At 46.1% G+C, this 12,567-nt stretch carries 11 protein-coding genes and 1 other RNA gene; 1 reads left to right on the forward strand and 11 read right to left on the reverse strand.

The window, feature by feature from the left end; translation table 11 throughout:
• Positions 1 to 2: 2 nt before the first annotated feature.
• The 8 genes from ACQCVH_RS10090 to ACQCVH_RS10125 all read right to left on the reverse strand — a co-directional run bounded on the left by ACQCVH_RS10090 (position 3) and on the right by ACQCVH_RS10125 (position 9,579).
• Positions 3 to 464 carry a MarR family winged helix-turn-helix transcriptional regulator gene (locus ACQCVH_RS10090; RefSeq protein WP_426835558.1) on the reverse strand — a complete coding sequence of 154 codons (462 nt, stop codon included), beginning with the start codon at positions 462 to 464 and terminating at the stop codon, positions 3 to 5.
• 472 nt (positions 465 to 936) lie between these two features.
• A complete protein-coding gene (locus ACQCVH_RS10095; protein WP_426835559.1) occupies positions 937 to 2,490 on the reverse strand; it encodes a glycine betaine ABC transporter substrate-binding protein in 1,554 nt (517 codons plus the stop codon).
• A complete protein-coding gene (locus ACQCVH_RS10100) occupies positions 2,483 to 3,628 on the reverse strand; it encodes an ABC transporter ATP-binding protein (protein WP_426835560.1) in 1,146 nt (381 codons plus the stop codon). Before ACQCVH_RS10100 ends, ACQCVH_RS10095 begins: the two co-directional genes overlap by 8 nt.
• A gap of 889 nt (positions 3,629 to 4,517) precedes the next feature.
• Positions 4,518 to 6,077: a histidine kinase N-terminal 7TM domain-containing diguanylate cyclase gene (locus ACQCVH_RS10105; protein WP_426835561.1), complete on the reverse strand. Its 1,560-nt coding sequence runs from the start codon at positions 6,075 to 6,077 to the stop codon at positions 4,518 to 4,520.
• 168 nt (positions 6,078 to 6,245) lie between these two features.
• The gene (locus tag ACQCVH_RS10110) at positions 6,246 to 6,398 is read right to left on the reverse strand and encodes a DUF1540 domain-containing protein (protein ID WP_224902431.1); all 153 of its coding nucleotides are present in this window, start codon (positions 6,396 to 6,398) and stop codon (positions 6,246 to 6,248) included.
• 143 nt (positions 6,399 to 6,541) lie between these two features.
• Positions 6,542 to 8,059: an osmoprotectant update ABC transporter permease/substrate-binding subunit OpuFB gene (gene opuFB, locus ACQCVH_RS10115; protein ID WP_426835562.1), complete on the reverse strand. Its 1,518-nt coding sequence runs from the start codon at positions 8,057 to 8,059 to the stop codon at positions 6,542 to 6,544.
• Entirely contained in the window at positions 8,052 to 9,008 is a 957-nt protein-coding gene (gene opuFA, locus ACQCVH_RS10120) for an osmoprotectant update ABC transporter ATP-binding subunit OpuFA (RefSeq protein ID WP_426835563.1), read from the reverse strand. The genes opuFB and opuFA overlap by 8 nt, the downstream gene beginning before the upstream one ends.
• A 244-nt stretch (positions 9,009 to 9,252) precedes the next feature.
• Entirely contained in the window at positions 9,253 to 9,579 is a 327-nt protein-coding gene (locus tag ACQCVH_RS10125; RefSeq protein ID WP_426835564.1) for a thioredoxin family protein, read from the reverse strand.
• Positions 9,580 to 9,710: 131 nt separating this feature from the next.
• Between ACQCVH_RS10125 and ACQCVH_RS10130 the strand changes: the two genes are divergently transcribed.
• The gene (locus ACQCVH_RS10130; protein WP_426835823.1) at positions 9,711 to 10,250 is read left to right on the forward strand and encodes a flavodoxin family protein; all 540 of its coding nucleotides are present in this window, start codon (positions 9,711 to 9,713) and stop codon (positions 10,248 to 10,250) included.
• 36 nt (positions 10,251 to 10,286) lie between these two features.
• Here the strand turns inward: ACQCVH_RS10130 and ACQCVH_RS10135 are convergent, their stop codons facing one another.
• The 3 genes from ACQCVH_RS10135 to smpB all read right to left on the reverse strand — a co-directional run bounded on the left by ACQCVH_RS10135 (position 10,287) and on the right by smpB (position 12,496).
• Positions 10,287 to 11,189, reverse strand: a complete 903-nt coding sequence (locus tag ACQCVH_RS10135; RefSeq protein WP_426835565.1) for a helix-turn-helix domain-containing protein — start codon at positions 11,187 to 11,189, stop codon at positions 10,287 to 10,289.
• A gap of 303 nt (positions 11,190 to 11,492) precedes the next feature.
• Positions 11,493 to 11,851, reverse strand: a transfer-messenger RNA (tmRNA) gene (gene ssrA, locus ACQCVH_RS10140).
• Positions 11,852 to 12,028: 177 nt separating this feature from the next.
• Positions 12,029 to 12,496, reverse strand: a complete 468-nt coding sequence (gene smpB, locus ACQCVH_RS10145) for an SsrA-binding protein SmpB (protein WP_426835566.1) — start codon at positions 12,494 to 12,496, stop codon at positions 12,029 to 12,031.
• Positions 12,497 to 12,567 lie beyond the last annotated feature (71 nt).

Raw genomic sequence — 12,567 nt, forward strand, 5'->3', positions numbered from 1 at the left:
GCCTATTCCTCCACCTGTTGTTCTTTAATTTCAAGCAGAATACTGTTCAGTTTCTCATAGGTTGTGATGAACTGCTCTATCTCCTGCAGGTCAAATTTTTTGATAAAAGATTCAACCAGTTTGCTGATCCGCTCTTCCGTTTCTGAAAAAAGCTCCCTGCCTTTTTCAGAAAGCGTCAAGTAAACGACCCTGCGGTCCTTTTCGTCACGTGTCCGTTCAATCAGGCCCTTTTCAAACAGCCTGGTAATGATGGCAGTGATTGCACTTTTTTTGACATCAAACACCTCAGCCAACTCCGTTGACGTGCAGTTCTCTGAATGGTGGATGTATCTGAGTGTATAATGCTGGTCATTCGTCAGGTCATTCCCGAGCTGGCACTTCACCAGGTTCTCACCCGTCTTGTTTACTGAGAAGGAGACGGATATGTACCGGTCCACTAAGTCTTTTATATTCTCATGCGGCATGCATTATTCACCTCTTCCGCTATAAAGTTCTATCCTTTAATAATTCAATACTTTAACTAATTTATCTTAATTGTATTTTTCTGTCAAGGGGAAGGTTTTCAATAAAAAGTGCCCTCCCTATGAGCATTCCTTTATAGACCATTTCTTTTTTCTTGCTTATTAATGGGGTGTTGATTTCCGTTGCAGGCACTTCGCTTTCCGCGGGGCGGCGCTGAGCCTCCTCACGCTTACGCGTTGCGGGGTCTCAGCTCTGCCGCTACTTTCCCGCAGGACGTTGAATCCGCTTCACCGACATTCCTTCGCACGAGAAAAATGCGCATGCATTTTATGAGGAGTCTACGTGCCTTCCACTCCAATCAACAGGTTTTTTGAAGTTTAATACTGCTATACACCATGGTTATTAAAACACTTAGCTAAATAAAAAAAGGGTACGGAATGAGATTATTCCGTACCCCTGCTTTCTGTTATTTGCTTAGTCAATTAAGTTTTTCTTTTTCAGGAAGTCGATTGCTACTTCGCGCGGGTTTTCTTTGTCGAGATCGACTCTGGCATTCATTTCAGCCATTTCTTCTTCGGAGATCTGGCCGCCAAGCCTGTTGATGACTTCTTCGAGCTCCGGATATTTCTGGAGTGTTTCCTGGCGGATGATCGGTGCTGCATAGTATGGCGGGAAGAATTGCTTATCATCTTCAAGCACCTTCAGGCCAAAGCGGACAATCCGCCCGTCTGTTGTAAAGGCAGGGATGGCATCCACTTCCCCTTCCTGTACAGCGGAGTACATCAGATTCGCATCCAATGTCCGCTTTTCGCTGAAATCGAGATTATATGTCTCTGTGAAAGCAGTGAAACCGTCCTCGCGTTCGTAAAAATCAGCAGGACCCCCGAATCGGAGCTCCGAGGACACAGGAGAAAGGTCGGAAATTTTTTCAGCACCATACTCACTGTCGGTTTCCTGGTTGACTGCAAGGGCGTATGTGTTCTGGAATCCTAAAGGCTCCATCCACTCCAGCTGGTATTCTTCGCTGTAGCCTTCCTTTACCTTCTTATAAATATCCTCGGGGCTGTCCTCCGGGTTATAAGATTCCTTCATGATCGTCAGGAGACCTGTCCCCGTATAATCCACATACATATCAATATCGCCTTTTCTGAGGGCCTGGGTCAGGATCGGAGTATCGCCGAGCCCTTCCTGCACCCTTACATCATAATCTGTCTGATCTTTGATATATTCAGAAAGGATATGAGGGAGAATATATTGCTCTGTCCATCTTTTTCCGCCAAGGACGATGGTATCTTCCTCATTGCCTCCCCTGAGTCCAAAGAACAATGCCAGTGCAGCAATAGGAATGAGGAATAAAGAAATCCTTTTCCAGTTCACCTTCCTGCCTCTGCGCGGGTCGGTGGCAATTTCAATTCTTTTCAGAATTAAATCAATGACAATCGCAAGGACGGCTGCCGGTATCGCACCTGCAAGCACGAGCTCATTTCGGGCTGTGGACAGGCCTCTGTAAATCAGGTCCCCAAGGCCGCCTGCCCCAATGAAAGCGGCAAGGGTCGCCACCCCGATTGTCAGAACGGCCGCTGTCCGCAGGCCTGCCATGATGATCGGCAATGCAAGGGGAAGCTCAATCATCCTGAGGATCTGGTTGCTTGTCATCCCCATGCCGCGTCCTGCCTCAACGGCAGACTGGTCTACACCGTTGATGCCTGTATATGTATTTCTTAAAAGAGGCAGCAAAGCATACACAGTTAAGGCAATGATCGCTGTTACATTGCCGATTCCGAACAAAGGCAGCAAGAATCCGAACAGCGCAAGGCTCGGTATCGTCTGGAAGATGGATGTAACGCCGATGACCGGCTCAGCCAGCTTCTTCCTCCGTGAAATAAATATGCCTAAAGGCAGGGATATGGCCGCTGCTATCACAATGGAAACAACCGACAGAAATAAATGCTGCTGGAGGGCTTCCAGAATTTCAGGCCATCTATTTTTAAAAATATCAACAACGAGTACAAAGAAATTATCATTCATTTAAAGCGCCCCTTTCAGCCGGTGATGAAATTTTCATCCCTGCCAGGCCTCTCATCATCGTAGACCTTGTGATCAGACCGGCCAGCTTTCCTTCCTCAAGGACGGGAATGTAAAGGGATCCTTTCGCAAACAGCTCAGCAACCTCATTATAAGGTGCATCAACAAGCACTGACTGATAGTCCGCACTCATAATATCGCCAAGTGTCTTTTCCTCCTCGGCGTAATATTTTTCGACATCATCAATGGTTGCGATGCCGAGGAGCTCATTCTGGCCATTCACCACAAAAAGTGAGTCAACCTTATATGTCTTCATTGTTTTCAATGCCTGTGCCAGACCTCTGCCGGGACGGGCAGTAATAACCTTCCTGAGCATCAGGTCAGCCGCTGCAGGCTGCCCGTTCTCAGCGTCATTCAGGCGGTCTTCGCCAATGAAGCCTTTGACAAATTCATTCTTTGGATAACGGAGAATTCTTTCCGGCGTATCGAACTGGATGATCTCGCCGTCTTTTAAAATGGCAATCCGGTCGGCGATCTTAATGGCCTCATCCATATCGTGGGTCACAAACACAATGGTCTTCTTGATGGTTTCCTGCAGCTTGACCAGCTCATCCTGCAGCTGCTCACGGCTGATTGGATCCAGCGCACTGAAGGGCTCATCCATGAGGATAATCGGAGGCTCGGCCGCCAGAGCGCGGATAACGCCGACACGCTGCTGCTGGCCGCCCGATAGCTCGCCCGGGAACCGGGTCCGGTACTCTTTCGGATCCAGGCCGACAAGCTCCAGCAATTCATCCACTTTTTCTGAGTACTGCTCCTTTTCCCAGCCTTTCAGCCTTGGAACAAGTGTAATATTATCTTCAATGGTCATATGGGGAAGCAGTCCGATCTGCTGGATAACGTAGCCGATATCCCTGCGAAGCTTCACAGGATCTTTTTTAGAAATATCTTCTCCATTAATCAGTATCTGGCCGCTTGATGGCTCAATAAGCCGGTTGATCATTTTCATGGTTGTCGTCTTTCCGCAGCCGCTTGGCCCGATCAGAGCAACCAATTCTCCTTCTTCTATATGGAAGTCGATATCCTTGAGAGCGACAAAGCCATCCGGATATTTCTTTCCTACATGCTTAAACGTAATCAATAATCAACGCCTCTTTCATTATGTAGTGTTGCTGAGATTAACATGCCCAAAACAGGCAGCTTGAATGAACGCACAGAAAAAAAACAGGCTGTAGCAGCTTCATAAGCAGCCAGGCATATACGATTGAATTTGCAAATGGTATTAGACAAGAGTTCTGCCAATGGCAGATGCAGATATATGCGGGAATTTCAAAGACAGGTAGATTCCTGAAAAATTGATTTGCTTTATATGGCGCTGAGGAATTTGGCCATAATATCGCGGTTTCAGCAAATCAATGTGTTGAGCAGGCTTTCGCCGTTCCCAAATACTCAGCAGCATATGCGGTCGGGGCCGCCAAAGCTGCCTGCCCAAAATAGGGCTGATACAAAAAAAATGAAATCCCATAGCAATGATTCTTTGCAGCCTTCCCTCCTTTATGTTTGTCCAACTTTTTACTCATCCCTATTTAATTGTATACATAAATGACACAGTTTTTCAAATTTGTATGAAATATCGACTGTTTGAACTTGGCGCAGAATTCAACTTTCAGTGGTTTCTTAGTGAATTAAGCAGCGATTTAACAACACAGCACATATTCTGCCAGCTTCTATATTGTTTTTTAATCAAACGGACAAGGATTCTACCAAATCCGACTTTAATTTCACCAATTGAGCATATATTCTACCAAATTGGGCAAGGATTCTACCGAATCGGCCAATTATTCTACCGATTGAATATCTGCCCTGCTAAACAGGCTATTTTTCACCAGCCATTACCTCATCTGCACGCCACGCCATTTATTTTCAAATTAAATACCATCAGCCAGCTCTTCCATGTTGGAATCCAGCACGTTTACCGCAATTTCAGTCCCGGCTTATAATCCAAAAAAGCTGCCATCCAGGCAGCCAGGCTATGATACGGAAACAGGTGATTCACAGCATGTGACTCTGTTTCTGCCTCCATATTTTGATTGATATAAAGCAGTATTTGCATTGTGAAGCAGGCGTTCGAGTGTCATTCCCGGGGCTGCTTCTGCCGCCCCAAAGCTCGCCGTCAGTGAAATCATTCCCGTTTCAACAGACAGAAGCTCCTCTTCAATTCCGGCCCTGATTTTTTCCGCCTTATCAGCCGCTGCCTCTAGATCGGCACCAGGAAGGCAAATGACAAATTCCTCGCCTCCATAGCGGGCAAAAATCGAATCCCCGCCCAGCAGGCGTCCGCTGACCCGCGCTATATGCCGAAGCGCCTCATCGCCCTGCAGGTGTCCATACTTATCATTGATATTCTTAAAGAAATCGATATCAAATAAAATGACTGACATGGTTTCCCCGGCAGCTTCCGCTTCCTGAAGAAGCCTGCCGCTCTGCTCAATGAAGTATGTCCGGTTATAAATGCCTGTCAGCCCATCTTTAAAAGCAAGCTCCTCCAGTTCCTGCCTTAGCTGTACTTCCTTGGTGATATTGCTGAGGATCACCGTAGTACCGGCTAATTCGCCGCTGCCTTTTTTTATCGGGAAAGAATGAATCTGGAGATAAACTTCTGCCTCAGCCTCAAATTTATGGATTCCTGAATAGCTGCCGCCAGCACCCCCGGCCCCTCTATACCCGGCAGCTGTCTGGAGAACCACCTTTATATTTTCACCGATTAGGGTGGAATCAAGCCCTGGCAGCATTTCCTTTGCGGCCGGGTTATAGTCCACAAGTCCATCATCCTGGGCAAAAATGAGAACACCATCCCTCATGCTTTCAAAGACCCGCTCCTTAGCGATTGGCGCAGCTGTCAGCCTGTCCATGAAAAAGGAGCGCAAATATAAAAAGGATGTCAAGCACATCACCATTGGAACAGGATCCATGCCGTAAGGGGAATACCCCATTAAATAAAGGAAAGAGGCTGTCATGGGAATAGTCAGTCCCGCGAACATAGTGATAAGCTGCCTTCTGTAGGCGAATCCGGCCCTCTTCCAATACCATACAACCATACATGCCCCTGCAAAAAGGCTGCCGAATGTAAAGCTGCCATGAATCACATACCAAAAGCCCGCATCCATATCCACAAGCAGATATGTTCCCTCTTGATGCAGATAATATTGGGTGTAAAAAAGTCCATGCCAATCATTTGTCAGCACCATTACCATGCTGATGAAAGGAATGGTATAAAAAATAATGAGATTAAGGCGGGTCAAATATCTGTCCAAACCGGTGAATCTCATGACCATGACTAATGTGATAGGGGAAATAAAGGGCAGGCCCGCATACTGAAAGGCGATCCAGAACTTGATCTCTGCCAGCGAATCAGCAGTCAGCTCAAATGCATGCCCGAATATATAGATAGCCGAGGTCACCGCAATCCAGACAAAGATATTGCCGGCAGAAAAGGTTTTTCTTTTAGCGAAGGCATACATGCCCAAAATGCTTGTCAGGACTCCGGATACAGAGATCAGAACGATATAGCTGAAAATATCTGAGTTCATTATATTCACCAGGTTAATTTTTTGCTTTAATGGTACCATAACCCGGAAAGAAAAAGAATATAAACCGGAAGATGGAATTGTTAAGTTTCAACCAGAAAAAACCTGCCTGGACTTTTGTCCGGCAGGCCATTATGTAGCGGCAGCCTTCATCCAAGGCTGCCGTATTGCTTATTCAGGCTCAAAAGTTTTACAGTCGGTTTCTTCATTGGTGCTCGCTTTCTTTCCGGTGATCGCCCCGACAAAAATCTCGTCCGCCCCGCATTTCCTGCCGTTGCGGTTAAACTTGCAATTGACTACTTCACATAATACATCCTGTGCCACTCTAACCACCTCCTGTGAGATTTGTAAAGTGAGACTAGTGTTTCTGATTAAGTAGCACTTAATAGTCTATTCCCGTATACAGGCATTTTAAACGCTTTTAAACGGAACCCGCGGGGCTGCCGGTCACCTGATTCAGTATACCGCTACTCTATAAGCCCTTCATTTTTCAGGAATTCCCTGGCTGTATCTTCAGCACTCATTCCATCAACATTGACTTTATAGTTCATTTCCCGCATCTGGTCGTCTGTAATTTTTCCTGCCAGCTTGTTCAAAGCATCCGCGATTTCCGGATGATCTTCAAGCGTCTCCTGTCTTAAAAGCGGAGCACCCTGGTAAGGCGGGAACAGATTTTTATCATCTTCAAGCACCCTCAGGTTATAGGCTTCCAGCTCACTGTCCGTCGAATAGGCATCCACCATATTGATATCGCCTGTTTCAACGGCACTATAGCGGAGCTTAGGCTCCATTGTTTTCACATTGGGAAACTCTATGCCGTAAAGCTTTTGAATACCCCGGTAGCCATCTTCCCTGTCGGAAAACTCCAGCGTAAAGCCCGGCTTGATATTCTGCTGCACTGCTTTTACATCTGAGATCGTTTCAAGTCCATATTGTGCGGCCAGCTCTTCCGGGACAGCCAGGGCATATGTATTGTTATAATCCATCGGCTCCAGCATCTCCATTTCAAACTCTTCTGATAGACCGTCCCTGGCCTGCTCATACACTTCCTGCCGGTCTGTACTCACTGCCGTTTCTTTTAAAAATTCCGAAATAGCTGTTCCTGTGAACTCAGGATATATATCAATATCACCTGAACGGAGCGCGTTGAACACAAAAGAGGTCTTGCCAAGCCCAGGCTGCAATTCAATACTCATATCAGTCTCCTCTTCAATGAGGATTTTGTACATATTGATCAGGATTTCCGGTTCAGAGCCAAGCTTTCCGGCAATCACGAGATCTTTTTCTCCTTTGCCTGAAACAAACGGCAGAACCATGATGACAATGGCTGCAAGGGCAATCGCCCCCAGCGGGATCAGGGATTTTTTGAATGAAATCTTTTCGAACCTTCTCAGCAGCAGGTCAAATAATATGGCCAGCAGCGCTGCCGGGATTGCCCCCAGTACAATGAGGGATGTATTGTTCCGGTCAATCCCGAGAAGGATGATATCCCCAAGGCCTCCTGCACCGATCAAAGCTGCGAGAGTTGCTGTCCCGACGATCAGGACCATTGCCGTCCTGATACCTGCCATGATCACTGGCATGGATAGAGGCAATTCTACTTTAACAAGCCGTTTCCAGCTGTTCATCCCCATGGCCCTTGCTGCTTCAATAAGCGAAGGCTCCACTTCTTTTATGCCTGTGTACGTATTCCTCAGGATCGGCAGAAGCGCATAGACGATCAGCGCGATGCTTGCAGGCACTTTCCCGATCCCGAACAGCGGGATAAGGAGCCCGAGCAAGGCGAGGGAAGGAATGGTCTGCAGCACCGCTGTAACGCCGATGACTGCCTCAGCTGCTCTTTTATGCCGCGTCAGATAAATTCCGAGCGGGATTGAAATCAGGACAGCGAAGAAAAGCGCAATAAATGAGATTTGTATATGTTCAATGAGTGCACTGAAAAGCTCTGATTGCCTCTCTTTAAAAACACCGGCCAAATCATTCATTTAGAGCCCCCCTTTCTCCTAAGCTTCCCGCCACATGCCTGATGGCTTCCCTGCGGCTGATTGAACCGACGATGGTCCCGTCTTTTTCAACAGGTATCTCTTCCCTGTCAGTCAGCAGTTCCAGCACTTCCTTTAAACTGGCCGAAGCCGCGACCGCTTCAGCAGACACACTTTCGGCATATCCGGCTGTCATCATTTTTTCAGCCGTAATCTCGCGGCCGGCTCCAGCCTGCGCACCGACAAATTCACGCACAAAGTCATCTGCCGGATTTGCAATGATCTCCTCAGGAGAAGCCAGCTGCACAATCTTCCCTTCCTTCATGACGCAAATTCTATCTCCCAGTTTAAGAGCTTCCTGCATATCATGCGTCACAAACACGATCGTCTTCTTAATATTGCGCTGCAGATCAAGAAGATCGTCCTGCAGCTTTTCCCTGCTTAAAGGGTCAAGTGCACTGAAGGGCTCGTCCATCAAAATGATTTCAGGGTCGGCTGCAAGGGCACGGATAACACCGATCCTCTGCTGCTGCCCGCCGGAAAGCTCGCTCGGCTTCCTCGTCAAATATACCTCCGGCTCGAGCCCGACCATAGCCAGCAGCTCTGCCGCCCGCTTGCGGATCTTCTCCCGCTCCCATTTTTTCAATTCCGGGACAATAGCGATATTTTCTTCGATCGTCATATGCGGAAAGAGCGCGATTGACTGCAGCACATAGCCAATGCTCCATCGTAATTCATGGATATCATACTCACTGATCCTTTTCCCCTCTATCCTGATCGTTCCCTTCGTGAGATCAATCAGCCGGTTGATCATCTTGAGCGTCGTTGTCTTCCCGCATCCGCTTGGCCCGATCAGTACGAAGAATTCCCCTTTCTTTATAGTAAAATCCAGGGACTCTACCGCCCTCGTTCCGCCCGGGTACTCTTTTGTCACACCCTCAAACTCTATCATGGCTTCTCTCCTTTTCATCGGTCCTGCTTAATCTTTATGTATAAACATCCTTTATATTATTGCCTTATTTAAGCTGTGTGTGGCACATGTCCTCAGGAAAATTTAACCATCACTCTCCATTAACTCTATTACCTACCCTGATTCCCCGTTTTCCAAACATAGCATTTTTAGCCGCCAGCTTCAATTTTCAGTTCTCTTTTCAAAAAATAAAAAGCCAGGAGCAGTCCTCCCGGCTTATATCTGCTTATTTGCTGTAATACTCACCAAGGTATTCTGATACCTGTTCTGGTGTCTTCGCATTCGCGCTGTGAAGATGTCCAAGCTTTTCACCGTTCTTGAATACCAGCAGGCTTGGAATGCCCATCACATTATATTCAGCAGCCAAATCAGGCAGTTCGTCCTTGTTCAGCTCATACAAAGGAAACTGCGGAAATTCCTCAAGCACGCTCGGCATGAACATATCCATCCTTTTGCAGTCCGGGCACCAGCCGGCAAAGAACTTCACTGTCACTGTTTCCCCGCTTCCTATTATTTCTCTGAATTCTCTTTCTGTTTTTATCATATCTGCCATGCTCATCATCCTCCTGCCCTCATTATATACAAAACAGTTCTGCTTATCCTCAAACTTGCTTTCCTTCGAAAACTGCGTATTTCCGTGTTACACTTAAGCATAAAAGAACAACAGTAAAGGAGCATGTGATGATGAAAACTTTATGTTTGCTGGGAAGCACCCGCAAAAATGGCAATTCCGAATATCTGGCAGGAAAGATCCTCGAAGGAACAGACCATACTATCGTACACCTGGCTGATATGCATATTGAAGCAATCCGCGACCAGCGCCATGCTGAAGGCGGCTTTGATCCGATTCATGATGATTATGATGAATTGATCGAGCTGATCTTCAGCCATGATGTCATCCTGTTTGCTACTCCCTTGTACTGGTACGGTATGAGCGGCCCGATGAAAGACTTTTTTGACAGATGGTCCCAATACCTTCGCGACGAACGCTTCAATTTAAAAGAAGAGCTTGCCAGGAAAAAAGCTTATGTAGCCGTAACAGGCGGCACAAGCGCAAAAATCAAGGGACTGCCGCTCATCCAGCAATTCGAATACATTTTTGAATTTGTCGGCATGGAATTCGCCGACTATATCATCGGCGCAGGCGTCAAGCCCGGCGAGGTAAAGGAAGACCAGATTGCGCTGGCTAAAGCAGAGGTTTGGAATAGGGGATTGCGCTCATAGTTGAAGAGGACCTGCCGGGAAGGCAGGTCTTTTTTTCTATTGTGAATGCTTAGCTAATTCTTTCATTTCCTCAATCTTGCCTTCAATATAAGAAACATATCTATAATCTTTTTGAGCTTTAAAATTAGAAAGGCTCATTTCAAAATAGTAGATTGCCTGGCTGTATTCTCTTAATCCCTCGTAGCTTTCACTTACATAAATATAAATTTGCGCCAGAAAACGAAGTCTATTTTCTTTTACACACCAATCAATAGCCTTATGACAGCATTCTATCGCCTTATTATATTTTTGGAGACTCCATAAACATCGTGCTTGATTATAAAGTACTTTTGTTTTAAGATCCTTATTTTGAAGCTGCGGAAGATCATTAATAATGAGTGTAGACTCTTCAAGACAATCATAGCACTCTTGGTATTGTTCAATATCATAATGAAGGAGACCCATGCTGATAAAAATCTCAAGCTCTGATTCCGTCCAGATCGAAGCATTTATATGAGTTAGATCAATCGCTTCCTGTAATATCGAAATACTTTTCTCAAAATCATTTTCCAAATAAAAAGTATAGATGCCTTTATTCCAAAGAAGCACCTGGTGGTATTCAGAGTTTTCCAGCACCTGCGGATTCTTTTCTTCAACAGACACAATTCTCCGGAGCGCATCATAATCGAGTTCCTTCCTGGCAGCATAGAGCTGCTCCATCACGTCCTCAACATACTCATTGCTGGCAATCCCATTCATCCCGAAAAAATAGGAAATATCCACTCCAAGCCTTCGGGCAATAAGATAAAGAGTGGAAGAAAGCGGGATAATATCCCCCCGCTCAATCTTGCTGATCTGCGCCTGTGTGCAGATGCCTTCGGACAGTTCACTTTGCTTGAGGCCCCTTGAAACTCTTAGATCTTTTATCTTTTTTCCAAGGTTGTTCCCAAAAGTATTCAATCTATCACGTCCTGGATTATCTTTTATTGTAGAATAGCAATAAATCCAGCAAAATAGAAATGATTTATCAGCTGGCAGCTCATCTTAAAACGGCTTCATCACCATAAGAAACTCAAAACAACTGCTGCTAAGTATATAATAATCTGAAAGGCTGCTGTAATTATGATGGCCTTTATAAGGAGATTGGAACGTATATTATGATTCGAAGAAGGCATCGGGGAATATTACATATAAAAAAGCCTGAATCCTCCATCGGGAAAATTCAGGCTTTATAATTTAAGATTTAATCCACCAAAGTATGTATGGTGGAGACGGTGGGAGTCGAACCCACGTCCAGAAACATCGCCACTTAAGCTTCTACGAGTGTAGTCAGCATATTTGCGTTTCGCTGCATCTTATGCCTGCTGACAGGCGTCCGTGCAGCTAGTCTGGTTGTTCTCTTCCTTCATCCTCAGACGGCGGAATCCGGCGTAGTCCACTTAGAGTGAGTCCCTTACCCTACCACATGGACGATGGAGGGAGGAACCGCTTAGCGCTATTAGGCAGCTAGAGCGAAGTTGTTTTGTTGTTTGCCAGTTATAGGCGTTGACGTTTTAACGAGGCCGATCCCCTCGACTCGCAACCTAAGCTCGAACTATCCCTGTCGAATCCGTAACGTCCCCATATTGGGTAATGTGCATAAAGCATCATTTCCGCTGAGAAGTCGGTGCGAATCTTATTCTGCCACACGATTTGACGCCAGGAGCGCTCGAAATAGAAGAGCGTAAGTCAGGTAGCATCGCTGCTACAATACTTATTATATCATATACAGTACGGATATCAATTGTTAAGTCTTGGCTTTACATTTTCTGGCGTTCACGGAACGCACGCTCGATATCGCGGCCTGCTTCTTTCTTTTTCAGCGTTTCACGTTTATCATAATTCTTTTTACCCTTTGCCAGGCCGATCAAAACTTTCGCAAAGCCATTTTTCAAATACATCTTCAGCGGTACGATAGAGTAGCCGGCTTCCTTTGTTTCGCCGATCAGCTTGCTGATTTCTTTATTATGAAGCAGCAGCTTTCTTGTCCTGAGCGGATCATGGTTGTACCGGTTTCCCTGCTCATAAGGGCTGACATGCATGTTGATGAGGAATATCTCGCCATTGATGATTCTGGCATAAGAATCCTTCAGCTGCACCCTGCCTGCGCGGATTGCCTTTATTTCTGTACCTTGCAGGACGATTCCCGCTTCATATGTCTCTTCAATGAAATAGTCGTGATTCGCTTTTTTATTCTGGGCGATAACCTTGCCCGTTCCCTTTGGCATATGACTTCCCCCTCTATCTCTTACACTGATTTTACCAAAAATCTCTCCCTGCAACAATCATGACGCTATAT

The sequence above is a fragment of the Bacillus infantis genome (assembly GCF_050107595.1).
Lineage (GTDB): Bacteria > Bacillota > Bacilli > Bacillales > Cytobacillaceae > Bacillus_AB > Bacillus_AB infantis_C.